This is a genomic window from Pseudomonas sp. R4-15, from assembly GCF_055768815.1.
Genome location: NZ_CM147293.1, coordinates 504308 through 530003 on the forward strand (window position 1 = coordinate 504308; position 25696 = coordinate 530003).

Sequence of the window (25696 nt, forward strand, 5' to 3'; positions counted from 1 at the left end):
CGAAACGGTAACAAAGTCACTCTATAACCGGCGGCAGTCTATTCCAGGATGCCGCCAATGCGCTTTCGCCCCGCCCCGCTCGCCCTGCACATCGCCCTGATCGCCGCTGCCAGCCCGACGCTGGCAGCGACCACGCACATCGACAGCGCGACCACCGCCACCCAGTTGCTCGGCGGCGAAGACACCCTGAGCATCGATGCCGAGGGCAGCATCACCGCCAGCGGCAAGGCCGTCGACCTCAAGGGCGCCACCCAAGGCAGCGGCGCAACCCTGGACAATGCCGGCGTGCTGCGCTCGACCACAGGCCGCGCGATCGACAGCTCCGGCAGTGGCGATGGGCGCCTCTACACGCTGATCAACCGCGAAGGCGCGCTGATCGACGGCGAGCGCCAGGCGATCCGCATCGACGACGACTTCGTCGGCACCCAGGTGAACATCGACAACGCCGGCACCATCGTCTCGCAGACGGACCGCGCGATCATGCTCAAGGCCCTGCAGAGCGACGTATCCATCCAGATCACCAACCGCGAGACGGGCATCATCCACGGCTTCGACGACGGCATGCGGCTGGGCGCCAATGCCACCGTCATTAACTATGGCGAGATCAGTTCCAGCGACATGACCGATGCGGATGCCAAGTACGACGGCATCGACTTCGACGAGTCCAGCGGCGGCGTGGTGGAGAACCATGGGCTGATCTCCGGCGGCCGCCATGGCATTACCACCGACCTCGGCGCCACGCTGACCAACTATGCCGATGGCGTGGTGATCGGTCGCAACGGCTCGGGCTTCGGCTCCGACGGCGATGGCCAGGTGCTCAACTACGGACGCATCACCGGCGCCTACAGCGGCCTGGTGGCCGATGGCGACGGGGATGGCGTCGACATCGATGGCCAGGGCGTCATCGAGAACTACGGCATCATCGAAGGCATCGGCGCCGGCGGCGAGAAGGACGGCTCGGCGAACACCAGTGAAGGCATCGCCATGGGTGGTGGCAGCATCCTCAACCACACCGGTGCGGTCATCAGCGGTGCGGCCAACGGCATCCTCATCGACGACAGCGACACCGGCGGCGCGCCCTACGCACTGCAGTTGGAGAACTACGGCAGCATCTACGGCCTCGACGGCGACGCCGTGCGCATCATCGGCGAGCAGGACGACGCAGTGATCAACGGCGGCCTGATCAGCGCCAGCGGCGGCGTGGCCCTCGACCTGGGCGGCGGCGCGGACACGCTGACCCTGAAGAGCGGCAGCCGCTTCGTCGGCCTGGTGGAGGGCGGCGAGGGCCGCGACCAGTTGATCCTCGACGACGCCGACGGCGGTAGCTTCGGCAACAGCCAGCACTTCGAGTGGCTGTCGCTGCGCCAGGGCACCTGGACGCTGGACAGCGACGACTTCAGCGAAGGTGGCGAGGTGCTCGCCGGCGAACTGGTCAACCTCGGGCGCATCAACGGCAGCCTGCAGGTGGCCCGTGGCGCCACCTACAGCGGCAGCGGCGAAGTGGCGGCGCTCGACCTCGCCCGCGGCGCCGTTCTCGCACTGAGCCTGGACGCCGACGCGGCGAGCACGCTGCATGTGGCTGGCCAGGCGCAGATCGACGGCAGCCTGCTGCAACTACGCGCAGCCAGCGGCGACTATGCCTGGCAGACCCACTACCGCGTCCTCGACGCCGGCAGCGTCTCCGGCGAATTCGCCGAGGTGCAAAGCGACCTGGCGTTCCTCACGCCGACGCTGAGCTACAGCGACGATGCCGTCGACCTCACCCTGACCCGCAACGACGTCGCCTTCGCCGATGTCGCCGCCTCGCGCAATGGCGCGCATGCCGCCGACAGCATCAGCGCCAGCGCCACACCGGAGCTCTACGGCGCACTGGTGAGCAGCAATGCCAGCACCGCCGCAGCGGGCCTCGAACAATTGGCCGGAGCCAGCACCGCGAGCCTGGGCAACCTCGCGCAACTCTCCACCGCGGCCGTCGGCACGGTACTGCAAGGCGCCCTGCAGAGCGTGCAGGCGCAACCGCTGCTGGCTGCCGGCGAACTGGCACCGGCACCGGCGCTGGCGGCCAGCCAGGCACCGGGCTTCGCCCGCCAGCTGAATGACCCGGCAGCCGCCGCGCGCGTCTGGCTGCAAGGCCTGGGCAGCCGCGGCACGTTGCAGGGCGAGAACGGCGCGGCCGACCTGGAGCAACGCACCCGCGGCGCCCTGTTCGGCGCCGACTGGGCGCTGGGCGATGCCTGGCGCCTAGGCCTCGCCGCCGGCTACTCGAAGAGCGAGCTCTCCGCCGGCTCCGCCGTGGATGGCGAGCTGGACAGCCTGCACCTGGCGTTCTACGCCGGGCGCGCGCTGGGCGCCAACCAGTTGCGCCTGGGTCTGGCCTACAGCCGCCACGATGGCGACAGCGAGCGACAGGTCACCTTCGGCGGCCTCGACGAGCGTCTGCACGGCGACTACCGTGCCCACGCCTGGCAGTCCTTCGTCGAGGTCGGCCACCCACTGGCCTACGGCCGGCTGCAGGCCGAGCCGTACGCAGGCCTGGGCTATTCGCGCTATTCCCGCGAGGGCTATGACGAAAGCGGCGGCAGCGCCGCGCTGCGGGTCGACGGGCAGAAGGACGACGGCATCGACAGCAGCCTGGGCGTACGCCTGGCCTGGCTGCACACGCTGGACAACGGGCATGCCTTCGTCCCGCGTCTGGCGTTGGGTTGGCGGCACCGCTACGGCGATCTGGACGTGACTACCCGCCAGGCCTTCCTCAGCGGCGGTAGTGCATTCAGCGTGGAAGGTAGCGCCCTGGACCGCGACGCCCTGCTACTGGACGCCGGCTTCGACCTCGGGCTTTCGCGGCGCTCGCAGCTGAGCTTCGGCTACACCGGCGAACTGGGCAGCGATTCCCACAGCCAGGCGCTGGTAGCGCGCTGGCAGATGGCGCTGTAACGGGAGAGGCGTTGCGCGAAGACCGCCACGCAGGTTCGCGTGGCGGCGCTCATTCGCCGCGGATGTAGCCTTCGAGATGCTGGATCAGCTCGCCTTGCTCGGCGATCACTTCCTTGACCAGGTCACCGATCGACAGCAGGCCGATCAGCTTGCCGTCCTCCACCACCGGCAGGTGGCGCAAGTGGCGGTCGGTACACAACTCCATGCACTCGGCGATGCTCTGCCGCGGATCGACGGTGATCACCGCGGCGGTCATGATCTCGCTCACCGGCGTGGCGAACGACGAGCGGCCGCGCAGCACCACCTTGCGTGCATAGTCACGCTCGCTGACGATGCCCACTAGGCGCCCTTCGGCGTAGGTCACCGGCAGCGCACCGACGTTCTTCTCCGCCATCAGCGTCAGCGCATCGAGCACGCTGTCGTCAGGTGCGATGGTGTAGAGCTCCTGCATCGCCTTGCCGCTGAGAATCTGTGCGACGGTTTTCATTGTTGAATACTCCTGCCGCGCCAGCGGCGCATCCCTTATCCGAACAAGCTTAACGCCACGTGCGGGCGAGCTCCAGATACCGTTCGACGCGCCCGGCCCAGGAAGCCGTCGGAGCCGACCCGCTGGCTGACGAACGGACAGGTGGTCGGCTAAAGAGAGAGGCGATATCGCTGCGGCCGGCTCACCCCATAGCGCAACCGCGAACGAACGAAGAGCGTTTATTGGGCGCCTGGAAAGGCCCCCGCCGCTTTTGCTCAGTGGAACAGTTCAGCGATGAACACCGCACCGATGAAGGTACCGAAGCTGGCGGTCAGCGACACCAGCACGATGCGCCAGCCGAGGCGGCGGAAGGCCGGGATGTCCTTGGCGATGGACAGGCCGGCGAAGGTCAGCATCGGCGTGATCACCGCGAGGATTCCCACCGCGTTGGTAGCCTCGGCGACCTGCGGTGCCAGGGGGCACCAGGGCGAGGTGAGGTACATGCCCACCAGCGAGACCCAGCACACCGCGGGAACCTTGCGGCGAAACAGGTTGCACAGCAGTTCACCCGCGAAGGCCGCAAGGATCATCACTGCGATGCCGATGAAGGCTGCGGCCGGCAGCGCCTTGGCGATGATCCAGGTGGACAGCAGGGCCAGCGCGCCGGCGGCGATCCAGGCACTGATGCGACCGCCCCAGCTCAGCTCCACCGGCTCGTCGATGACGTCTTCGTCGATCGCGCTGCTGCCATGGGAGGCCTTGGTGGTGCGGCCGATCAGCGGTTCCATCACGCGGTAGCCCCAGACCGCCAGCGGCAGCGAGATGAACAGCGTGAAATAGGTGCCCAGGGTGGTGGTGATGAGGTTGGCGGCAGCCGCCAGGGCCATCACTTCCTTGGCCACTTCCGGCGTCTGCTGGGCGGCAACGGCGCCGGCCGCGGCGGCCATGATGCTGCCCGAGCCGATGCCCGCGCCCATCGCCAAGGAGTACGGATGGAAAATGTTCAGGCTGGCGATGAAGCCGGCGACCAACGCCATGAACACCGCGCCGATGAGGGTGCCGGTCAGGTACTCGGCGAGCACCCCGCGGCCCTCCGGGGAGTTCATGCCATAGCGTTCACCGATGATCGCCAGGCTCGGCTCGCGACCGACGGAGAAGGTCGCACCGATGGCTTCACGCTTGATGCCGAGCATCAACGCCACCGGCAGGCCGAGCAGGATAGTGCCGACGAAGTGACCGAGTTCCTGGAACGCCAGCGCCCACCCGGCGGCGATCACCGTCGGCAGCGAACCACCGACCACCAGGCCGAGCTTGGCGATGAACACCAGCAACGCGTATTGCAGGATGGCGGCAGAGCGGACCTGGGTGGCGCGCCCCACGGCAAGGCCGGCGGGCAGGCGCTTGTAGGCCAGGCCGACCAGCGCACCGAGCAGCAGTGCCCAGATCATCGGCAGCAGAACCACCTTGCCCGGCCCGACGGGAATGCCGATTGAGCCGATCAGCTCGGCGACCGACAGCACCACGGCCGCCCAGATGTACAGCTTCACGGTGCTGCTGACGGCACGCTCCTGGGTCAGCTCCTGCGTCGGATAGGTGCTCATGCTTCTCCCCTGCGGCCCGTGGTGCGGGCACGGTTATTCGTATGTTTGGCAGTTCGCGAGCGCTGCTCGCTGGGCAGAATGAAAGGACTCGGAAGGTCGAGTCGGACCCGGCCGGATAATGGCTCTCAAGGGCGCTGGCCGTGGTCGAAGGCCCGAGTATGGACAGGCGGTGGATAGCTCTCCAATAATCGATTCGGGCTTTTTTGTTGCGTAAAACAGAACACTGGAAGGGCGCGTGTCTATGCGGGGAATCCACGAGCAACGGCTGCATTATTTCGTCGAGGCGGTGCGCCTGGGTAGCGTGCGGGCGGCCGCCGACGCGCTGGATATCGCGCCCTCCGCGGTCAGCCGGCAGATCGCCCAGGTCGAAGCCGAGCTGGGCGTCGACTTGATCGAACGCCATCGGCGCGGGGTAACCCCCACCGAGGCCGGGCAACGGGTGCTGGAGTACTACCACCAGCGGCAGGTGCAACTGGAGGGTTTGCGCGACGCCATCGCCGACCTTCAGGGCCTGCGCACCGGCAGCGTAACCCTGGTGATCGGCGAAGGTTTCATCGACGATCTGGCGCAGAGCCTGGGCGCCTTCTCCGCGCAGAATCCGGCCATCGAGCTACGCATCAATGTCGTCGGCACCAACGAGGTGATTCGCCAGGTGGTGGAAGACGAGGCGCACGTCGGGCTGGTCTACAACCCTCCGCGCGACCCGGCCTTGCGCAGCCATGTGAGCCGCCTGCAACCACTCTGCGCGATCGTCACCCGCGAGCATCCGCTGGCCGCCGAGACGCAGCCACTGGGCCTGGAACTACTGGCGCAGCATCGCCTGGCGCTATCCGACATCTCCTACGGCATCCGCCAGACGTTGCACGCGGTGGAGCAGGCCAGCGGTGCGCAGATGCGCCCGACATTGACCTGCAACACCTTCAGCATGCTCAAGCAATACGCCTTGCAGGGCGGCGTGACGCTGCTGCCGGCGTTCGCCGTGACCCAGGAGATCCAGCGCGGCAGCCTGGTCGCACTACCGCTGGCGGACGCTGGCTTCGCACGCTCCCACGCCGAGGTGGTGACGCGCGTCGGACGCCGCCTGAGCCGCGCCGCCATGCAGTTGCTCGGCGACATGCGACAACACATGACCGCCTTTCGCTAGACCGGCAACTCCTGGCGCACCAGCGCCGTCCACAGCTGCACGCCGCTCTCGATGACACTGTCATTGAAGTCGTAGAACGGGTTGTGCAGCGGCGCCGACGGTTGTTCGCCGTCCACCCCCAACCACAGGTAGGCGCCGGGGCAGGCCTGCAGCATGAAGGCGAAGTCCTCCGAGGCCATCGACGGGGGAATGCCGCCGCTCACGCGCGCCTCGCCAAAAGCCCCCAGGGCGGCCTGACGCACACGCTCGGCCTGCGCCGGATGGTTCTCCGTCACCGGGTAGCCACGCTGGTAGCGCAGTTCGCCACGCACGCCCTGGCCTGTCGGGGCATGGGCGACGATCTCGCCGATCAGGCGCTCCACCTGCTCGCGCACCGCGCTGTTCAGGCAACGCACGGTGCCCTTCAGGCGTGCCACTTCGGGAATCACGTTGATCGCCTCGCCGGCCTCGAACATGGTCACGCTGACCACCGCCGAGGCCAGCGGCGAAATGCGCCGGGCAACGATGGTCTGCAGCTGCAGGACCAGTTCGGCGGCGGCGACGATGGGATCGTTGCCGCGCTCGGGCATGGCCGCGTGGCAGCCCTTGCCGGTGAGCAGGATCTCGAAGGTGTCCAGCGAGGCCATCATCGCCCCCGGATTCACCGCTACCTGCCCGGCTGGCAGACCCGGCCAGTTGTGCAGGCCGTAGATGGCGTCCATCGGGAAGCGCTCGAAGAGCCCGTCGTCGATCATCTTCTGCGCACCACCGAGGTTTTCCTCGGCAGGCTGGAAAACGAAATACAGCGTGCCGCGAAAGTCCGGCTGTTGGCTCAGGTGTCGCGCGGTGGCAAGCAGGATGGCGGTGTGCCCGTCGTGCCCGCAGGCGTGCATGCAACCGCCGTGGGTCGAGCGGTGCGCGGGGGCGCCGAGTTCCTGGATCGGCAGCGCGTCCATGTCGGCGCGCAGGCCGAGACGCGGCCCGTCGCCGTTGCGCAACACGCCAACGACACCGGTGCCACCGATGCCGCGATGCACCTCCAGGCCGAAGCCTTCGAGCAGTTCGGCGACCCGTGCGCTGGTGCGCAGCTCGGCAAAGCCGAGCTCCGGATGGGCGTGCAGGTCGCGGCGCCAGCGGGCCGCTTCGGCCAGCAGCGAGGCGGGAATACTCATCGGTCGATCACTCCAGGCTGGCGCCGTAGCCGAAACCGGCCACCGGCTCGGCGGCGGTCTCGACCCAGACGCTCTTCACTTCGCTGTATTCGCGCAGGGCGTCGAGGCCCGAGGAGCGCCCGTAGCCGCTGTCACCGTAGCCACCGAACGGCGAGCTGACGTGGATGGTCTTGTAGCCGTTGACCCAGAAGGTGCCGGCGCGGATGGCGCGGGCCACGCGGTGGGCACGGCCGACGTCGCGCGTCCACACCGCGCCGGCCAGGCCGAAGCGGCTGTCGTTGGCGATGCGGATGGCGTCGGCTTCGTCCTTGAACGGAATCGCGACCACCACCGGGCCGAAGATTTCTTCCTGGGCGCAGGGCAGCTCGTTACTGCCGGCCAGCACGGTCGGATTGACGTAGTAACCGGCGCCGCCAGGCAGCGGCTCGACGCCGTTGGCGACGTGACGCGCGCCACTCTCCAAGGCCGCCTCGAGCATGCCTTTCACATGGGCGTACTGCTTGGCGTTGTGGATCGGGCCGATCTGGGTTTCCGCATCCGCGGGATCGCCGACGCGGAAGTTCGCCGCAGCGCGGGCCACCGCCTCGATGAAGCGCTCGTAGATGCTTTCCTGCACCAGCAGGCGCGAGCCGGAAACGCAGCTCTGCCCGGCGCCGGAGAAGATCGCTGCCTGTGCCCCGCGCACCGCAAGGTCCAGGTCGGCGTCGGCGTCGGCGAAGACGATGTTCGCCGACTTGCCACCCAGCTCCAGCACCGTCGGGATGCAGCGCTGCGCGGCGGCCGTGGCGATGTGCTTGCCGGTGGCCGGCGAGCCGACGAACACCACCTTGCGGATGTCGGCGGTGGCGATCAGACGCTGGCCAACGGTGTGGCCGTAGCCGGCGATGACGTTGACCAGCCCCTTGGGCGCGCCGGCGCGTTCGACCAGCACGCCGAGCAACAGCGAAGTCACCGGGGTCAGTTCTGAAGGCTTGAGGATCACCGCGTTGCCGGCGGTGATAGCCGGGGCGATCTGCCAGCCAGCGGTGAAGATCGGTGCGTTCCACGGGGTGATCTGCAACACCGTGCCGAGCGGTTCGTAGGTCACGTAGTTGAAGTGAGAGGTCGGCACCGGGATCACTTCGCCGTGCAGCTTGTCGGCCCAGCCGGCGTAGTACTCGAACATCTCGGCGACCTTGATCACTTCGACGCGGGCGTCGCGGATCGGCTTGTTGGCGCTGGCCGATTCGATCTGCGCGAGGGCCTCGGCGTGTTCGCGCACCCGTGCACCGATCTGGTAGATCACCCGGCCCCGGGCCTGGGCGGTGAGATTGCGCCACTGCTCGCGGGCACGCTGGGCGGCACTGTCGGCGAGTGCGGCGACGGCGTCGCCGGCGTCCGGATACTGGTAGGCAACGCTGTCGTCATGGGCGTTGCGCACGACGATGGTGTCACCGTCGCCATCGACGAACTGGCCGTCGACATAGCTGGCGACCTGGTTACGGTTGCCCCAGAAGCCCTGGAGCAATTCGAGAATCTGTGCATTCACCGGCTCAATCCCCCTTGCCGAATAGTGTTTCGCTGGTGCGTCGGGCGATAGCGCAGAAGTCCTCTGCGTCGGCCAGGGTCTCGGCGCTCTGCGCCCATTGCTCGGCCACTGCAGCGGCCAGCGGCAGGTCGAGGCCGAGTTGGGCGATCAGGTCGCGGGCCAGGCCCACGTCCTTGCGCATCAGGCCCATGGTGAAGCCGGAGTCGTAGGCCTTGTTCAGCACCCAGGTGGGGAACATGCCCTGGCTCGCGGCGCTACGGCCGGAGCCGGCGTTGATGCCTTCGATGAGTTTTTCCGGGGCAACGCCGGCGGCTTCGGCCATTGCCACCGCCTCGGCGGTGGTGATCAGGTGCGCGGCGGCCAGCAGGTTGTTGGCGATCTTGGCGATGTTGCCGGCCCCCACGGCACCCACGTGCACACGGGTAGCGCTCATCTTCTCCAGCACCGGCAGCGCACGGCCCAGGGCCTGCTCGTCACCGCCGATGACCATGGTCATGCTGCCGGCAGCGGCGCCCGCCGGACCGCCGGAGACCGGCGCATCGAGGAACTCGACGCCGACTGCGGCCAGCGCAGCCGCGACCTTGCGGCTGGTTTCCGGGGTGGAGGTGGTGGTGTCGACGATGATGCTGCCGGCACGCGCCAGCGACCACAGGCCCGGCTCGCCAAGGCAGACGGCTTCGACGTGCTCGGCCTTGGGCAGCGAGAGCACGATCAGCTCGCAACGCGCCGCCAGATCGGCGAGATCGCTGGCCAGGCCGACGCCCTTGGCCGCCACCCGCTCGCGGGCCGCCGGCGACGGATCCAGGCCAATCACCTCGACCCCTTTGCCGGCCAGCGTGATGGCCATGTTGCCGCCCATGTTGCCGAGGCCGATGACCCCTGCCGTGATGCTCATGCCTGTACCCCTGTAGCCGAACGAAGGCGCGCCGGCTGTGTGGCCGGACCGATTTCACCCGAGTATGGGCAGGCATGGCATCACCACCAATAAACGCTTTGGACTTTTATGTTGCGTCAATGGCAACGCAGCGCGGGAGGGCAACGGGCTTCGCCCAGCGCCTAATCGGAAGCCGATATAGCGCAGACCCGCGGGGCCGGAATATCAGGGGTTCATGGCTCAGCAAGCGTGTAACCGGCCTTCAGCCCGTGAAGCCGGGCGATATCGGCCACGCGATCATGCCGGGCGATTGCTGGGTACAGGTCGAAGAGCCGGTCGATGGCTTCGTGGATAGGGCCGTCGTTGAGTTCGTAACGCCCATCCGTCATGACGCGTCTTGTTGACTGCGGAAAAGGCGTTCGCCGATGAGGCGCTCGCTATTCGGCCGTAGCCGAACAACGAGCTCCCGTGCCAGCCGGCCTCAGGCGTCCGCGGCGCTCAGCGAGCCGAGGGAGAAACCGTCGACCTGCGACAGCCGCCCCCGCCACCAGACCCCGCGGTTATCGGGAATGGGGTTGCCGTTGGTGTTGAAGAACCTGGCGTTCATGATGTGGATGTAGCTCGGCGAGGGTGGCATGTCCGCTTCCAGCGAGTAGATATCGCCGTTCTTGGCGAATGCCGCCTGAATGCTCGCGGCGATGTTCGGGTCCTCGATGGCACTGGCGAAATCGCTACCGAATCCCTCGAAGTAGGCCTTGCCTCCAATCATCTGGCCGGACACCAGAAAGCCACCGACATTCAGCGTGATGTCCAGGCTGAAATCGCTGGAGTTGACCATGTTCACCAGGTTCTGCAGGAACCAGTCCTTGTCGTCGACACGCATGACCTGGGTAATCGTCTCGGCTTCTTTGCTCACGTGCAGTCTCCAGTTCCATTGTGGGTAGCGCATTGTGCTGCGAACTCTTGAGACCGAAGCCTAGCAGCACGCGCGCCCACGCAGACGAAAAAAAGGGGAGCCCGAAAGCTCCCCCGAGGTTAACCATTGCGTGCCGTCATTCGATCTCGACCAGCACTTCACCCGGGTTGACGCGATCGCCCTTGGCCACGTGAACGGCCTTGACCGTGCCGGCGACGGGCGCCTGGACTTCGGTTTCCATCTTCATCGCCTCGGCCACCAGCAGCGCCTGGCCGGCCTTGACGCTGTCACCCACGGCGACCAGCACGTCGACGATGTTCCCCGGCATGTGCGTCGATACGTCGCCCGGGGCGCTGGCCTGACGACGCTTGCCGCTGTCGCCGCCACCGACGTAGCTGTTCAACGGCTCGAACACCACTTCCTCGGGCATGCCGTCGATAGACAGGTAGAAGTGGCGCTTGCCCTCGCCCTTCACGCCGACGCCGGTGATGTCGACGCGGTAGCTCTCGCCATGCACGTCGATGATGAACTCGGTCGGCGTACCTTCGACGCTGGCCGCGGCTGCGCTGCCGTCGGGGATCGGCAGCAGCGCTTCGGGTTGCAGGGTGCCGGCGGCGCGCTCTTCGAGGAACTTGCGACCGATGTCGGGGAACATGGCGAAGGTCAACACGTCCTCTTCGGACTGCGCCAGCGCGCCGATTTCCTTGCGCAGCTTGTCCAGCTCGGGAGCGAGCAGGTCGGCCGGGCGGCATTCGATGAGCTCTTCGTTACCGATGGCCAACCGCTGCAGCTTTTCGTCGACCTGGCCGGGCGCCTTGCCGTAGCGGCCCTGCAGGTAGTACTTCACCTCGGTGGTGATGGTCTTGTAACGCTCGCCGGCGAGCACGTTGAAGAACGCCTGGGTGCCGACGATCTGCGAGGTGGGCGTCACCAGCGGCGGGTAGCCGAGGTCCTTGCGCACCCGCGGAATCTCCGCCAGCACTTCGTTCATGCGGTTCAGCGCGCCCTGTTCCTTGAGCTGGTTGGCGAGGTTGGAGATCATCCCGCCGGGCACCTGGTTGACCTGCACGCGGGTGTCGACGCCGGTGAATTCGCTCTCGAACTGGTGGTACTTCTTGCGCACGGCGTGGAAGTACAGGCCGATTTCCTGCAGCAGTTCCAGGTCCAGGCCGGTGTCGTAGTCGCTGCCGCGCAGGGCGGCGACCATCGACTCGGTGCCAGGGTGGCTGGTGCCCCAGGCCAGGCTGGAGATCGCCGTGTCGATGCGGTCGGCGCCGCTCTCCACCGCCTTGAGCTGACACATGGCGGCCACCCCGGCGGTGTCGTGGGAGTGGATCACCACGTCCAGCGGCAGCGCAGCCTTGAGTGCGGCGACCAGTTCGCCGGTGGCGTACGGTGTGAGCAGGCCGGCCATGTCCTTGATGGCGATGGAGTCGATGCCCATGTCGGCCATGGCGCGGGCCTGGGCGACGAAGGCTTCGGTGGTATGCACCGGGCTGGTGGTGTAGGCGATGGTGCCCTGGGCGTGCTTGCCGGTCTTCTTCACCGCGCGGATCGCGGTTTCCAGGTTCCGCACGTCGTTCATCGCATCGAAAATGCGGAACACGTCGATGCCGTTCTCCGCGGCCTTGGCCACGAAGGCCTCGACCACGTCGTCGCTGTAGTGGCGATAGCCGAGCAGGTTCTGCCCGCGCAGGAGCATCTGCAGGCGGGTATTGGGCAGCGCCGCCTTGAGCTGGCGCAGGCGCTCCCAGGGGTCTTCCTTGAGAAAGCGCACGCAGGCGTCGAAGGTGGCGCCGCCCCAGACTTCCAGCGACCAGTAGCCGACGCGGTCGAGCTTGTCGCAGATCGGCAGCATGTCCTCGGTGCGCATGCGCGTGGCGAGCAGCGACTGGTGGGCGTCGCGCAGGATGGTGTCGGTGACTTGGATCTTCTTGCTCATGCTCTGAATCCTTCCCTTACAGACCGGCGTGGGCGGCGATGGCGGCGGCGATCGCCAGGGCCAGTTCGCCCGGCTTGCGCTTGATCGAGTAGTTCAGCAGTTCCGGGTGGTTGTCGACGAAGCTGGTGTTGAAGCGCCCGCTCTGGAACTCGGCGTCGGCGAGAATCTGCTGGTAGTAGGTGGCGGTGGTCTTCACGCCCTGCAGGCGCATGTCGTCCAGCGCACGCTGGCCACGGGCCAGGGCCTCTTCCCAGGTCAGCGCCCAGACGATCAGCTTCAGACACATGGAGTCGTAGAACGGCGGAATGGTGTAGCCGGTGTAGATCGCCGTGTCGGTGCGCACGCCGGGGCCGCCGGGTGCGTAGTAGCGGGTGATCTTGCCGAAGCTGGGCAGGAAGTTGTTGCGCGGGTCCTCGGCATTGATACGGAACTGCAGGGCGAAGCCGCGGTGCTGGATGTCCTCCTGCTTCACCGAGAGCGGCAGGCCGGAGGCGATGCGGATCTGCTCGCGGACGATGTCGATGCCAGTGATTTCCTCGGTGATGGTGTGCTCCACCTGCACGCGGGTGTTCATCTCCATGAAGTACACCTCGCCATCGGCGAGCAGGAACTCCACGGTGCCGGCGTTCTCGTAGCCCACCGCCTTGGCCGCGCGCACCGCCAGGTCACCGATGTAGGCGCGCTGTTCGGGGGTCAGCTGAGGACTCGGGGCGATCTCGATGAGCTTCTGGTTGCGCCGCTGGATCGAGCAGTCGCGCTCGAACAGGTGCACGGTATTGCCGAACGAGTCGGCGAGGATCTGCGCCTCGATGTGCTTGGGCTCGACGATGCACTTCTCGAGGAAGACCTCGGCCGAACCGAAGGCCTTGGTCGCCTCGGAGATCACCCGTGGGTAGGCCTGGGTCAGCTCCTCGCGGCTGTTGCAACGGCGGATGCCGCGGCCGCCACCGCCGGAGGTGGCCTTGAGCATCACCGGGTAGCCGATGCGCTCGGCTTCGCCCAGCGCTTCGTCGAGGTCGGCGACGTTGCCCTCGGTGCCGGGCGTGCAGGGCACGCCGGCGGCGATCATGCTGCGTCGCGCCTCGGTCTTGTCGCCCATGCGGCGGATGACCTCGGCGGACGGGCCGATGAAGCGGATGCCGCGCTCGGCGCAGATTTCCGCGAGTTCGGCGTTCTCGGAAAGGAAGCCGTAGCCGGGATGCAACGCATCGCAGCCGGTTTCCACCGCCAGGTTCACCAGCTTGCGCGGATTCAGATAGCCGGCGAGCGGATCGTCGCCCAGCGAATAGGCCTCGTCGGCACGCTTGACGTGCAGGGCCATGCGGTCGGCCTCGGAGAACACCGCCACCGAGCGGATGTTCATCTCGGCACAGGCACGCACGATGCGTACTGCGATTTCGCCTCGGTTGGCGATGAGGATCTTCTTGATCACACCGGTTTCCTCGCCGTTCGGAAGGCCTCCGGTCCTGTGCCGGCAGCCTCAAGCGTTGTTATGTAGCGACGTGCCGAGAACCCTACGCGCAGCGGACGATAAATTTAAATTAATATTCATTGTGGATTGTATAAGTCATTACTTATGGATGCCGTCACCCATGCGCAAGTCCTTGTTACGCATGACATTACGTCAGTTGCAGGTGTTCAACGCGGTCTGCGAGAGCCGCTCCTACAGCCGCGCCGCGGAAGAGATGGCGCTGACCCAACCGGCGGTCAGCCTGCAGATTCGCCAACTCGAGGAGCTGGTCGGCCAGCCGCTCTTCGAGTACCTGGGGCGCAAGCTCTATCTCACGGAAGCCGCCGAAGCGCTGCGGCGCGCCGCCCAGGACGTGTTCGGCCGCCTGGAGGCACTGGACATGCAGCTCTCCGACCTGCGCGGCTCGCTCGCAGGCCAGCTCAAGCTGGCGGTGGAGAGCAGCGCCAAGTACTTCGTGCCGCACCTGTTCGCCGCGTTCCGCGCGCGTCATCCGGAGGTTAGTCTGCAATTGTCGGTGGTCAACCACGCGCAGATGTTGCGGCGCATCGGCGCCAGCCGCGACGACCTGCTGATCATGTCCCAGGTGCCGACCGAGCAGGACCTGGAGTTCCTGCCGTTCCTCGACAACCCGATCATCGCCGTGGCGCCGCCCACGCATCCGCTGTGCGTCCGCGAGACGCTCAGCCTGCAGGACCTGGTCGACTGGCCGCTGGTGATCCGCGAGCAGGGCTCGGGCACCCGCCGTGCCTGCGAGCAGTTCTGCCACGCCAAGCGCGCGCACTTCCCGCAGACCCTGGAGCTGGCCTCGATGGAAGCCCAGCGCGAGGCGGTGATCGCCGGCCTCGGCCTGGCGCTGATCCCGCGTCACGCGGTGCGCCGGGAACTGGATGCGGGACTCTTGCGCGAGCTGCCGGTGAACGAGCTGCCGCTGCTGCGCAGCTGGTGCCTGGTCTACCCGCGCGGCAAGTACCTGTCGCCGGTGGCGCAGACCTTCTTCACCTTCGTGCGCGACGAGCGCCCGCGCATCAAGGCGCTGGCCGAGCGCTTCGCCGGGCTTAGCGCAGCGCCTTCGCGCGGCTCGCCAGCAGGTAGTTGACGGCGATCAGTTCGGGGTAGTCGAGCAGCTCGCGTTGCAATCGGAGTTGCTCGGCATGCGCCTCGATTGCCCGGCGGAAATGCATGCGCCGTTGGTCTTCCTGCTGGCGGCGCGCCTTGCGATCGAGCCGCTGCAGTTCGTCATGCGGTGCCTGGGTCATGGCGGAGTCTCCGCGAGGGTTTGAATCCCCAGCGTTCCTCATACCGATGACAATGCGATGTCAGCCGCGGCGCCACCGACCAACGGCGTGCGCGTCAGCGCACGTACCGCGGGCCACGCAGCCCCGAGCCTGGCTTACCAGTTGTAGGTCAGCGTCCCCAGCAGGGTCCGCTCCTCGCCCCAGTAGCAACGCCCGGCGTTGTTGCAGCCGGCGACGTACTCCTTGTCCAGCAGGTTGCGCACGTTGAATTCGGCAGACCACTGCTCATTGATGGCATAGCCGAGCAGCGCGTCGACGAGCGTCACGTCGCCCGTGTCGAGTTTTCCGTAGAGGCTGCTACTGGTGTAGGCGAAGGTGCTGTCGAAGTGGCGGATGCCGCCGCCGACCCGCAACCCGTTCATCGCCCCGCCGAGGAAGCGGTAGGTGACCCAGGCGGACGCCTGATTACGCGGCACGCCGGTAATCTGATGCCCTTCGACCAGGGAGCCGGCATCCTCGGTGATCCGCGCATCGGTGTAGGTGTACGCCGCCGTCAGATTCAGCCGCTCGGAAAGGTCACTGCTGATCTCCAGCTCCGCGCCCTTGGCGCGGCTGCGCCCCACATTGCGGTAGTCAGCGACCGCGCTGTCGTAGAGCGCGTCGTTCTTCTTGCGCAGGTCATACAGGGACGCACTGATACTGGTGTTCCAGCCTTGCGGCTCGTACTTCACGCCGATTTCGTACTGCTCGCTGGTGGTCGGTTCGAGTGCGCCGCTGGCGCTGGAGACCTGCTGGGTCGGGTTGTAGGCGGTGGCATAGCTCAGGTAAGGGGAGATGCCATTCTCGAACTGGTACATCAGCCCGGCCTGCCAGGTGAACTGGCCATCCCAGTAGCTCAGGTCGGCGGCATCATTGAGCGTCCCGGACTTGTTGCGATAGGCGCTGTTGACGCGATCGTAGCGGCCGCCGAAGAGGAATATCCAGTTGTCCTTGCGGGCCTGCCACTGCGTGTACACGCCGTAGAGCGACTGTTCGAGCAGGGCGTTCTGCACCGCTATGGCCATGACCGGCGGGCCGCTGTAGACCGGGTCGAAGACATCGATGGTCCCGCCGGAACCGGCGTCCCAGTCCTGGCTGAACGAGGTGCGGTCGAAGCTTGCGCCCAGCAACAGCGTGTTTTCCAGGCCACCCCACTGGACGTTGCCCTCTAGCTGGTTATCCAGCGAGTAGGCAAGGGAGCGGTTCGCGCGGTCGTAGGCGGTGTTGCTCAGGACGGTGCCGAAGCCGGCGTCGTCCAGGTTTCCCGGCCAGGTTTCCTGGCGGTCCAGGCGCGACTGCATGTAGCGCGAGTTCTGCCGGAACTGCCAAGCGTCGCTGATGCGGTGGCTGAATTCGTAGCCGAGCGTCCAGGTCTCTCGCTGGAAGTCATCCCAGTAGGGATTACCGAGCAGGCTGTCCTTATCGATCTTGCCGTTGGGGTTGTTCAACAGTGTGCCGGCGGCGGGATAGCCCAGCTCCATGAGCGTACGGTCGCGCTGGTAGCTGCTGAGGACGGTCAGGCTGTTGTCAGCGTCGAAGTTGAACGTCAGCGACGGCGCCAGGTAGAGCCGGTCGTCCGGCTGATGCTCGACCTGGGTGTTCGCCTTGCGCCCCAGCAGCACTACGCGGCCGAGCAGCGAGCCGCTGTCGTTGAGCGGCCCGGAGACATCGACCCCCAGCTGGCGCCGCTCGTGCGAGCCATAGCTCAGTTGCAGTTGCCCGCGGGCGTCGGCCGTGGGGCGCTTGCTGATCAGGTTGACGACCCCGCCGGGCGCGTTCTCGCCGTAGAGAATGGACGTCGGGCCGCGGAAGACCTCGACTCGCTCCAGGCCGTAGGGCTCGCTGGTGGTGTCGTAGCGGTTGCCCTGCACACGGAGACCGTCGCGCAGCAGGCCGTAGCCGTAGTCAGTGGCATTGAAACCGCGAATGAAGAACAGATCGCCGGCCTGGCCATCGCCGGCGGCGAACGGCGGCGCAAAGATACCCGGCACGTAGCCGAGGACCTCGGTCAGCGACTGGGTTTTCTGATCCTCCATCCGCTGGCGGGTCACCACGGAGACCGAGCGCGGGGTGTCGGCCAGGGCGCTGCGAGTCTTGTTGGCAGTCAGCGAGTCGATGGCGCGATAACCGCTATCGGCAAAGCTCCCCGAGTGCTCGGCAGGCACGCCGATCACCGAGACGGGCTGCAGCTCTACGGCAAGCCCGGCCGGCAGCAGCTGCAGTACGTAGCCGCCATTGCCCTGCGCCACCGCCTGCAGTCCGCTGCCTTGCAGCACCTGTTGCAGGCCTGACTCGATCGCGTAGCGTCCGTGCAAACCGCTGCTTTGCTTGCCTTGCGCCAGCGCGTTGCTGCCGACCAGATAGATCCCCGCCTGGGCGCTGAACTGGTTGAGCACGCGCGTCAACGGACCGGGCTCGATATCGAATGACGGAGTGTGCTCGACTTGCTGCGCACGGGCAGGCGAAGGAGTGAGCGCAAGGGGCGCAAGCGCGATAAACATGAGCGGCGCAGTAAACGCCAGATGAGCGGCGTGAGAGCGAAAAAGCGGCATGAGAATCCCCGAAGTGTGAGTTCCAAGGGATAAACCGGAGCAAATGCGAGAAAGGGAACTCGCCCGTTCGAATCCTTGCGCGATCACGCCGCGTCGAGGGTGACCCACCAATCCGTCAGGCGCCGGATACGTACCGGCAGGGCCTGTTCCAGCAAGCGCAAGGCCTGCTCGGTATCACCGAGGGGAAAGGTACCCATCACCGTCAGCTCGGCGACCGCCGGCGAGTAGCCCAGGTAGCCGTGTCGATAGCGACTCAGCGTGTCAACCAGTTGGGCCAGCGGCGTGGCTTCGGCGACCAGCACGCCACGGGTCCACGACTCGCCGCCGCTTCGCGCACGCACCGGCGCACCGATCGCATCGGCGCTGAAGTCGACCCCCATGCCCTGCGGGATCTGCCGGTGCTCCTGCGTCTGCGCCGTGCGTACCTCCACCGAGCCCCGATAGACATCCAGACGGGTCAGTTCACCCTGCTGCAGGACGGCGAAGCGCGATTCGCCAGCGGCCACCCCCAATTCACCGCAGCGTGTCTGGATCAGCACGGGGCGTGCGTCCCGGGCCGAGGTCTGCATCAGCATCTCGCCAAAATGCAGCTCAAGTCCGCGCTGGCTGGTATCGAAGCGCGTGTCGAGGGCACTGCGCGCACCGAGCCAAAGCTGGCTGCCATCCTCCAGCCGGAGCTGGCGCCGTTCACCCGTGCCGGTAGCGAGGTCGGCGGTCCAGCCTTCCATGGCCGCTACCTGCCAACCGGTGAGCCCGGTGAGGGTGCCCAACCCGAGCAACAGCAAGCCCGTACCGGCCTGGCGCCGGGTAACCCCGCGCTGGCGTAACGCCCGCCCGCTCTCGCTGGCCTGGGCCTGCAAGGGGGCGAAACGCAGGCCGACACGCTGCACGTAGTGCCAGGCGGCTTCGTGCTCGTGGTGTTGTCCCAGCCACTGCTGCCACTGCTCGCGGAGGGTTTCGCAACTGCCTTCCTCCTGCAGCGTGACGTACCACTGCGCAGCTTGCTGCAGGCTCGTATAGCGGATGCTGTCGGACATGCCTCACTCCACCAGCAGGCCGTCGAGCTCGGCCTCGAGCACCGCACAGTGCACGAGTGCCTGGGCCATGTATTTCTTCACCATGCGTTCGCCGACCCCCAGGCGCTCACCGATCTGGCGATACGTCAGGTCATCGAGCTGCGCCAAGAGGAACGCTTCGCGCACCTTGGCAGGCAAGCGCCCAAGCATGGCGTCCACCTCTACCAGCGTCTCCACGATCAGCGCGCGATGCTCTGGCGACGCCTGCACCGAAGTCGCCTGTACAGCCAATGCGTCGAGGTAGGCCCGCTCCAACTGTTCCCGACGCCAGCGATCAATGCAGAGCCCTCGAGCAATGGTGGCCAGCAACGAACGCTCGCCCCTCTCGTCGGCGACCAGTCGCGGACGTCCCAGCACGCGCACGAAGGCATCGTGCAGCAGATCCGGCGCATCGATGCGGTTGCCAAGCCGTCGGCACAGGAAACGCAGCAACCACGACGCATGCCGTACGTACAACGCATGCACGGGGTGTTCGAGAAGAGGAGCGGATGGCATGGGAGACCGGGACTACGCAGCAGATAATGAGAACCGTTATCGATATTAACGGCATGCACGCTTACCTACAACGCTCTCGCCCCGGAAACGTCGGTTCTATTGTCGATACAGCCGTGCGCTGCAACCCACTCGAACGCGCCGATCTCCCGCTTTGAACCCCGCGAATCGCAATGCCTGCCCACGCCCTCTCGGCGGCTTCAGTCTAGATCGCGGGAGACGGAGTCCTCGGCATTGCGGATCGACTTGGCCGACAGCCGCAGCCCGCGCAGACTGCGCTTGACGCTCTTCAGGTGATTCACCAGGCCCGGGCCGCGGGCCATGGCCACGCCCATGGCGAGCACGTCGATCACCACCAGGTGAGCGATGCGCGAGGTCAGCGGGGTGTAGATTTCGGTGTCTTCGTGGACATCCACCGCCAGGTTGACCGTGGCCAGGTCCGCCAGCGGCGTCTGGCTCGGGCACAGGGTGATCAGCTTGGCGCCGACTTCGCGTACCAGGTGCGCGGTGGTCAGCAAATCCTTCGAGCGGCCGGACTGCGAGATGCACACGGCCACATCGTCCTCGCCCAGGGTCACGGCGCTCATCGCCTGCATGTGCGGGTCGGAATAGGCCGCGGCGTTGAGCAGCAGGCGGAAGAACTTGTGCTGAGCGTCGGCGGCGACCGCGCCGGACGCGCCGAAACCGTAGAACTCCACGCGATGGGCCTTGGCACAGGCGGCGATGGCGAGCTCCAGCGCCTGCGGGTCGAGCTTCTCCCGCACGTCCATCAGGGTGTGCAGGGTGGTGTCGAAGATCTTCAGTGAGAAGTCCGAGACCGAGTCGTTTTCGCTGACCTGGAACTGCCCGAAGCTGGCGCCGGCCGCCAGGCTCTGCGCCAGCTTGAGCTTGAGATCCTGGAAACCGTTGCAGCCGATGGCACGGCAGAAGCGCACGATGGTCGGTTCGCTGACGCCCACGACGTGCGCCAGGTCGGCCATCGAGCTGTGCATCACCGCGGCGGGGTCCTGCAGCACATGGTCGGCGACCTTGAGCTCGGACTTGCGCAGGAGGTGACGGGACTGAACGATATGCTGCAACAGATTCACGGGCGAGACTCGGTTACCATCGGGGGAAGTGCCAGGCTGTAGCCGGTTTGTAGTTATACTACATGCGCAGCCTGGAGGCCCAGCCACGAAGCGGAGATCACCCTGTGACGCGACCCTGCGACATGCTGGTGTTTGGCGGGACCGGCGACCTGGCCCTGCACAAACTGCTGCCCGCGCTCTATCAACTGCACCACGACAAGCGTCTGCCGCAGGACATGCGCATCATCGCGCTGGCCCGCCGCTCGTTGTCGACCGACGCCTACCGCGCACTGGCCGAGCGCCACTGCCGCGCCCAGGTGGCGCGCGAGCGCTTCGATGCCAACGTATGGGCGCACTTCGCCGCGCGCCTCGACTACCTGTCCATGGACGCCAGCCAGAGCGCCGACTACGGCCGTCTGGCCCGCCAATTGGGCAACGATACCGAGCGGGGTCGCATCTACTACATGGCCACCGCGCCGAGCCTGTTCCAGGACATCGCCGCCTACCTCGCCACCGCGGGGCTGGCCGGCGCGCACAGCCGCATCGTACTGGAGAAGCCGATCGGCCATTCGCTGGAATCGGCGCAGGCGATCAACGCGGCCATCGGCAAGGTCTTCGACGAACGCCAGGTGTTTCGCATCGATCACTACCTGGGCAAGGAAACCGTGCAGAACCTCATGGCGCTGCGCTTCGCCAACGGCCTGTTCGAGCCGGTGTGGCGCGCGGGACACATCGACCACGTGCAGATCAGCGTCTGCGAGACGCTCGGCGTGGAAAACCGCGGCGGCTACTACGACCATGCTGGCGCCGCCCGCGACATGTTGCAGAACCACCTGCTGCAGCTGCTCTGCCTGGTGGCGATGGAGGCGCCGGTACGCTTCGACGCCGAGTCGGTGCGCAGCGAGAAGGTCAAGGTGCTCGAGGCGCTCAAGCCGATCTCCGGCCTCGACGTGCAGGATCACACGGTGCGCGGCCAGTACGCCGGCGGCCAGGTCGGCGGGCATGACGTGCCGGCCTATTACTTCGAGAAGAACGTCGATAACGACAGCGACACCGAGACCTTCGTCGCCCTCGCCGCGGAGGTGGACAACTGGCGCTGGACCGGCGTGCCCTTCTACCTGCGCACCGGCAAGCGCATGGCGCGCAAGCATTCGGAGATCGTCATCCAGTTCAAGCCGGTGCCGCACCGGCTGTTCCCCGGCGGCGAGGCCAACCGCCTGCTGATCCGCCTGCAGCCCGAAGAAGGCATCAGCCTGCAACTGATGGCCAAGTCGCCGGGCAAGGGCATGAACCTGGCGCCGGTGGAGCTCGACCTGAACCTGGCCGACGCCTTCAGCGCGCGCCGTCGCTGGGACGCCTACGAGCGCCTGCTGCTGGACGTCATCGAGGGCGATTCGACGCTGTTCATGCGCCGCGACGAGGTGGAAGCCGCCTGGCGTTGGATCGATCCGATCCTCGACGGCTGGCGCGAGTACTATAGTCGCCCGCGTCGCTACCCCGCCGGCAGCGATGGTCCCGAGCAGGCGCGCCTGCTGCTCGAGCACCAGGGTCGCGCCTGGCACGAGTGAGCCCCGTCCTTTTCCGAGTCGTACAGGACCTTGTCTTGAACCCGCACGTTTCGTCTCCCCACTGGCAACCTCGCTCGGCCCTCGCCGGCCTTCCCGCGCCCCTGCAGGACTGGCTGTTCGACGACGGCTCGCTGACCCGGCGCCTCAGCGCCCGCGCCGAAGGCGCGTTCAGCGTCCGTCCGTTGCAGGAAGGCTGGCAGACGCTGCGCGAAGACGAATGCCTGGCGCTGGGCGCCCCCGTCGGCAGCGAGGGCTGGGTGCGCGAGGTCTACCTGTGTGGCCACGACACGCCCTGGGTGTTCGCCCGCAGCGTCGCCACCCGCGCGCAGTTGCAGGCCAGCGGCTTCGACCTGGCACACCTGGGCAGTCGCTCGCTGGGCGAGTGGCTATTCAGCGATGCCGACTTCAGCCGCGGCGAGCTTTTCGCCAGCCCCTGCCCCGCCGCCTGGCTACCGGCCGCGCAGCGCGGCGCGGCGCTATGGGCAAGACGCTCGTGCTTCTCCCGCGGTGCCCTCAGCGTCCTGGTGATGGAGGTCTTCCTGCCTGCGCTCGGACTGCGTACCGACGAGCAGCACCCCCTATAATCGGCCGCAGCCCCTGATCAGGAACGCGTCATGTACACCGCTCTGCTGCACTCGCTGAACCGCCTGCACCCTCGCGCCTGGGACTTCGTCCAGCTCACCCGGATGGACAAGCCTATCGGCATCTACCTGCTGCTGTGGCCGACGCTGTGGGCGCTGTGGATCGCCGCCGAGGGCGTGCCGAGCCTGAAGAACCTGCTGATCTTCGTCGTCGGCACCGTGCTCATGCGCGCCACCGGCTGCGTGATCAACGACTATGCCGACCGCGACTTCGACGGCCACGTCAGCCGCACCCGCACGCGGCCGTTGGCGAGCGGGCGGGTGAGCGCGCGCGAGGCGCTGGTGCTGTTCGCGGCGATGCTGGTGCTGGCCTTCCTGCTGGTACTGCAGACCAACGCCACCACCGTCTGGCTGTCCTTCGGCGGCGCCGCGCTGGCGGCGACCTACCCCTTCATGAAGCGCTACACCTACTACCCGCAGGTGGTGCTCGGTGCGGCCTTTTCCTGGGGCATCCCGATGGCCTTCACCGCGCAGACCGGTGAATTGCCCGCCGCCGCCTGGCTGCTGTGGATCGCCAACCTGCTGTGGACGGTGGCCTACGACACCTACTACGCGATGGCCGACCGCGAGGACGACCTGAGGATCGGCGTGAAATCGACGGCGATCCTCTTCGGCGACGCCGACCGCGTGATCATCCTCACCCTGCAGGGACTGGCGCTGGGTAGTCTGCTGCTGGCCGGCGTGCGCTTCGCCCTGGGCTGGCCGTTCTACGCCGGGCTGGCGGTCGCCGCCGCCTGCTTCGCCTGGGAATTCCGCGCCACCCGCACCCGCGAACCGCAGGTGTGCTTCGCGATGTTCCTGCACAATCACTGGGCCGGGATGGCGATCTTCGCCGGCATCGCCGCGAACTACGCGCTACGCTGACAGCGGCTGTCACATCGCTGCAATAAAACCGTTATCTAATGCCGCCTGGGAGACACAAGAGAAAGACTCATGGCTGGCAAGACAATCCTCATCGTCGACGACGAAGCGCCCATCCGCGAAATGATCATGGTGGCGCTGGAAATGGCGGGCTACGAGTGCCTGGAGGCCGAGAACAGCCAGCAGGCGCACGCGCTGATCGTCGACCGCCGTCCCGACCTGATCCTCCTCGACTGGATGCTCCCGGGCACCTCCGGCATCGAACTGGCACGCCGTCTCAAGCGTGACGAGGTGCTGCAGGACCTGCCGATCGTGATGCTCACCGCCAAGGGCGAAGAGGACAACATGGTCCAGGGCCTGGAAGTCGGCGCCGACGACTACATCACCAAGCCCTTCTCGCCGCGCGAGCTGGTCGCCCGCCTGAAGGCGGTGCTGCGGCGCGCCGGCCCGGCGGATGCCGAATCGCCGATCGAAGTCGGCGGGCTGATCCTCGATCCGGTCGGCCATCGCGTCACCATCGACGGCCGCGCCGCGGAGATGGGTCCCACCGAATACCGCCTGCTGCAGTTCTTCATGACCCACCAGGAGCGCGCCTACACCCGCGGCCAGTTGCTCGACCAGGTATGGGGCGGCAACGTCTATGTCGAGGAGCGCACCGTCGACGTGCACATCCGCCGCCTGCGCAAGGCGCTGGGCGATACCTACGAGAACCTGGTGCAGACCGTACGCGGTACCGGGTATCGTTTCTCGATCAAGAGCTGACCGGACTGCCGCGCCTTGAATACCAACTGGCGGCGCCTGCTGCTTCGCCACTTCCTGCTGCTGGCCTTCGCCGCCCTGCTGCTCGGCCTGATCACCGATGCCTACGGCTGGAGCCTGGCGCTGTGCCTGACCGGCTATCTCGCCTGGCTGCTGCGTGACCTGCTGCGCCTGCGGCGCTGGCTGGAGGACGCCGACCTGCACACCGCCGTGCCGCAGGCGCAGGGCATCTGGGAAGACCTGTTCGACGAAATCCACCACCGCCAGCGCCGTCATCGCCAGGCACGCGACCGCCTGCAGGCGATCATCGACCGCGCCCAGGAATCCACCGCGGCCCTCAAGGACGCGGTGATCATGCTCGACAGCCATGGCAACCTGGAGTGGTGGAACCCCGCCGCCGAGCAGTTGCTGGGACTCAAGCCCGGCGACCAGGGCCAGGCCATCGTCAACCTGGTGCGCCATCCGCGCTTCAAGGAATACTTCGAGCAGGACAGCCATGCCGAGCCGCTGGAGATTCCCTCGCCGGCGAACGAGCACCTGCGGCTGCAGTTCCTCATCACCCGCTACGGCAACTCCGAACACCTGTTGCTGGTGCGCGACGTCACCCGGATGCATCAGCTCGAACAGATGCGCAAGGATTTCGTCGCCAACGTCTCCCACGAGCTGCGCACGCCGCTGACGGTGATCGCCGGCTACCTGGAGACCCTGCAGGACCACGAGGACGAGTTGCCCACGCGCTGGCGCCGGCCGCTGCAACAGATGCAGCAGCAGGCGGTACGCATGCAGAACCTGCTCACCGACCTGTTGCTGCTGGCACGCCTGGAAGCCACCGACTACCCCTCGGACAATCAGCCGGTGGCGGTCGACCTGCTGCTGCTGGCGGTGCGCAGCGATGCCCAGGCGCTGTCCGGCGAGCGCATGCATCGCATCCATCTGGAGGCCGATCCGGGGCTGCGCCTCAAAGGCAGCGAGAACGAGTTGCGCAGCGCCTTCTCCAACCTGGTGTTCAACGCCGTGAAGTACACCCCCGACGGCGGCGAGATCGACATCCGCTGGTGGCGCGACGAACAGGGCGCGCACCTGTCGGTGAAGGACAGCGGCATCGGCATCGAGGCCAAGCACCTGCCACGCCTGACCGAGCGCTTCTACCGCGTCGACTCCAGCCGCGCCTCGAAGACCGGCGGCACCGGCCTCGGCCTGGCCATCGTCAAGCACGTGCTGCTGCGCCATCGCGGGCGCCTGGAAGTCACCAGCATCCCGGGCAAGGGCAGCCGCTTCACCTGCCACTTCCCGCCACAGCAGGTGCAGACGCGCAGCTGACCCTTGCATTGACGGGCGGCAATGCCCAACCTAGGCCCATCCCCGGCCTTCTCTGGACC

At 66.8% G+C, this 25696-nt stretch carries 22 protein-coding genes; 8 read left to right on the forward strand and 14 right to left on the reverse strand.

The window, feature by feature from the left end:
• The first annotated feature begins 57 nt into the window (after positions 1-57).
• Positions 58-2934: an autotransporter family protein gene (locus ACYRGX_RS02470; RefSeq protein WP_473055036.1), complete on the forward strand. Its 2877-nt coding sequence runs from the start codon at positions 58-60 to the stop codon at positions 2932-2934.
• 49 nt (positions 2935-2983) lie between these two features.
• Here ACYRGX_RS02470 and ACYRGX_RS02475 read toward each other — a convergent pair whose 3' ends face one another.
• The gene (locus tag ACYRGX_RS02475; RefSeq protein ID WP_473055037.1) at positions 2984-3421 is read right to left on the reverse strand and encodes a CBS domain-containing protein; all 438 of its coding nucleotides are present in this window, start codon (positions 3419-3421) and stop codon (positions 2984-2986) included.
• Positions 3422-3675: 254 nt separating this feature from the next.
• A complete protein-coding gene (locus ACYRGX_RS02480) occupies positions 3676-5001 on the reverse strand; it encodes a DUF3100 domain-containing protein (protein ID WP_473055038.1) in 1326 nt (441 codons plus the stop codon).
• A 241-nt stretch (positions 5002-5242) separates the two neighbouring features.
• On the opposite strand from ACYRGX_RS02480, the gene ACYRGX_RS02485 reads away from it, so the two are divergent.
• The gene (locus ACYRGX_RS02485) at positions 5243-6145 is read left to right on the forward strand and encodes a LysR family transcriptional regulator (protein WP_473056618.1); all 903 of its coding nucleotides are present in this window, start codon (positions 5243-5245) and stop codon (positions 6143-6145) included.
• Here the strand turns inward: ACYRGX_RS02485 and ACYRGX_RS02490 are convergent.
• The 7 genes from ACYRGX_RS02490 to ACYRGX_RS02520 all read right to left on the reverse strand — a co-directional run bounded on the left by ACYRGX_RS02490 (position 6142) and on the right by ACYRGX_RS02520 (position 13988).
• Positions 6142-7296: a M20 aminoacylase family protein gene (locus tag ACYRGX_RS02490; protein WP_473055039.1), complete on the reverse strand. Its 1155-nt coding sequence runs from the start codon at positions 7294-7296 to the stop codon at positions 6142-6144. The genes ACYRGX_RS02485 and ACYRGX_RS02490 overlap by 4 nt on opposite strands.
• A gap of 7 nt (positions 7297-7303) precedes the next feature.
• The gene (locus ACYRGX_RS02495) at positions 7304-8824 is read right to left on the reverse strand and encodes an aldehyde dehydrogenase family protein (protein ID WP_473055040.1); all 1521 of its coding nucleotides are present in this window, start codon (positions 8822-8824) and stop codon (positions 7304-7306) included.
• 4 nt (positions 8825-8828) lie between these two features.
• Positions 8829-9719: an NAD(P)-dependent oxidoreductase gene (locus ACYRGX_RS02500; protein ID WP_473055041.1), complete on the reverse strand. Its 891-nt coding sequence runs from the start codon at positions 9717-9719 to the stop codon at positions 8829-8831.
• A gap of 212 nt (positions 9720-9931) precedes the next feature.
• Entirely contained in the window at positions 9932-10087 is a 156-nt protein-coding gene (locus ACYRGX_RS02505) for a hypothetical protein (protein ID WP_473055042.1), read from the reverse strand.
• A gap of 92 nt (positions 10088-10179) precedes the next feature.
• Positions 10180-10614 carry a gas vesicle accessory protein GvpU gene (gvpU, locus tag ACYRGX_RS02510; RefSeq protein ID WP_473055043.1) on the reverse strand — a complete coding sequence of 145 codons (435 nt, stop codon included), beginning with the start codon at positions 10612-10614 and terminating at the stop codon, positions 10180-10182.
• A 136-nt stretch (positions 10615-10750) separates the two neighbouring features.
• The gene (gene oadA / locus ACYRGX_RS02515) at positions 10751-12556 is read right to left on the reverse strand and encodes a sodium-extruding oxaloacetate decarboxylase subunit alpha (RefSeq protein ID WP_473055044.1); all 1806 of its coding nucleotides are present in this window, start codon (positions 12554-12556) and stop codon (positions 10751-10753) included.
• 16 nt (positions 12557-12572) lie between these two features.
• The gene (locus ACYRGX_RS02520) at positions 12573-13988 is read right to left on the reverse strand and encodes an acetyl-CoA carboxylase biotin carboxylase subunit (protein ID WP_473055045.1); all 1416 of its coding nucleotides are present in this window, start codon (positions 13986-13988) and stop codon (positions 12573-12575) included.
• Positions 13989-14148: 160 nt separating this feature from the next.
• On the opposite strand from ACYRGX_RS02520, the gene ACYRGX_RS02525 reads away from it, so the two are divergent.
• Positions 14149-15123: a LysR family transcriptional regulator gene (locus tag ACYRGX_RS02525; RefSeq protein ID WP_473055046.1), complete on the forward strand. Its 975-nt coding sequence runs from the start codon at positions 14149-14151 to the stop codon at positions 15121-15123.
• Here ACYRGX_RS02525 and ACYRGX_RS02530 read toward each other — a convergent pair.
• From ACYRGX_RS02530 to hexR, 5 genes are all read right to left on the reverse strand, one after another.
• On the reverse strand, positions 15083-15283 hold the full coding sequence (locus ACYRGX_RS02530; protein WP_473055047.1) for a PA3496 family putative envelope integrity protein: 201 nt from the start codon (positions 15281-15283) through the stop codon (positions 15083-15085). The genes ACYRGX_RS02525 and ACYRGX_RS02530 overlap by 41 nt on opposite strands.
• 134 nt (positions 15284-15417) lie before the next feature.
• Entirely contained in the window at positions 15418-17853 is a 2436-nt protein-coding gene (locus ACYRGX_RS02535; protein WP_473055048.1) for a TonB-dependent siderophore receptor, read from the reverse strand.
• Positions 17854-17936: 83 nt separating this feature from the next.
• The gene (locus ACYRGX_RS02540) at positions 17937-18890 is read right to left on the reverse strand and encodes a FecR domain-containing protein (RefSeq protein ID WP_473055049.1); all 954 of its coding nucleotides are present in this window, start codon (positions 18888-18890) and stop codon (positions 17937-17939) included.
• 3 nt (positions 18891-18893) lie between these two features.
• Positions 18894-19424: a sigma-70 family RNA polymerase sigma factor gene (locus ACYRGX_RS02545; RefSeq protein WP_473055050.1), complete on the reverse strand. Its 531-nt coding sequence runs from the start codon at positions 19422-19424 to the stop codon at positions 18894-18896.
• A gap of 197 nt (positions 19425-19621) precedes the next feature.
• A complete protein-coding gene (gene hexR, locus ACYRGX_RS02550) occupies positions 19622-20509 on the reverse strand; it encodes a transcriptional regulator HexR (RefSeq protein ID WP_473055051.1) in 888 nt (295 codons plus the stop codon).
• Between the two features lie 62 nt (positions 20510-20571).
• Here hexR and zwf point away from each other — a divergent pair, with 62 nt between their 5' ends.
• The 5 genes from zwf (at position 20572) to phoR (ending at position 25637) form a co-directional block, all read left to right on the forward strand.
• Entirely contained in the window at positions 20572-22056 is a 1485-nt protein-coding gene (zwf, locus tag ACYRGX_RS02555; protein WP_473055052.1) for a glucose-6-phosphate dehydrogenase, read from the forward strand.
• A 35-nt stretch (positions 22057-22091) separates the two neighbouring features.
• A complete protein-coding gene (locus ACYRGX_RS02560; RefSeq protein ID WP_473055053.1) occupies positions 22092-22640 on the forward strand; it encodes a chorismate--pyruvate lyase family protein in 549 nt (182 codons plus the stop codon).
• Positions 22641-22670: 30 nt separating this feature from the next.
• Entirely contained in the window at positions 22671-23561 is an 891-nt protein-coding gene (ubiA, locus tag ACYRGX_RS02565) for a 4-hydroxybenzoate octaprenyltransferase (protein ID WP_473055054.1), read from the forward strand.
• Positions 23562-23630: 69 nt separating this feature from the next.
• Positions 23631-24320, forward strand: coding sequence for a phosphate regulon transcriptional regulator PhoB (gene phoB, locus ACYRGX_RS02570; RefSeq protein ID WP_473055055.1), 690 nt, complete (start codon positions 23631-23633; stop codon positions 24318-24320).
• 15 nt (positions 24321-24335) lie between these two features.
• Complete coding sequence (gene phoR / locus ACYRGX_RS02575) at positions 24336-25637, forward strand: phosphate regulon sensor histidine kinase PhoR (protein ID WP_473055056.1); 1302 nt, start codon at positions 24336-24338, stop codon at positions 25635-25637.
• The last annotated feature ends 59 nt before the right edge of the window (positions 25638-25696 follow it).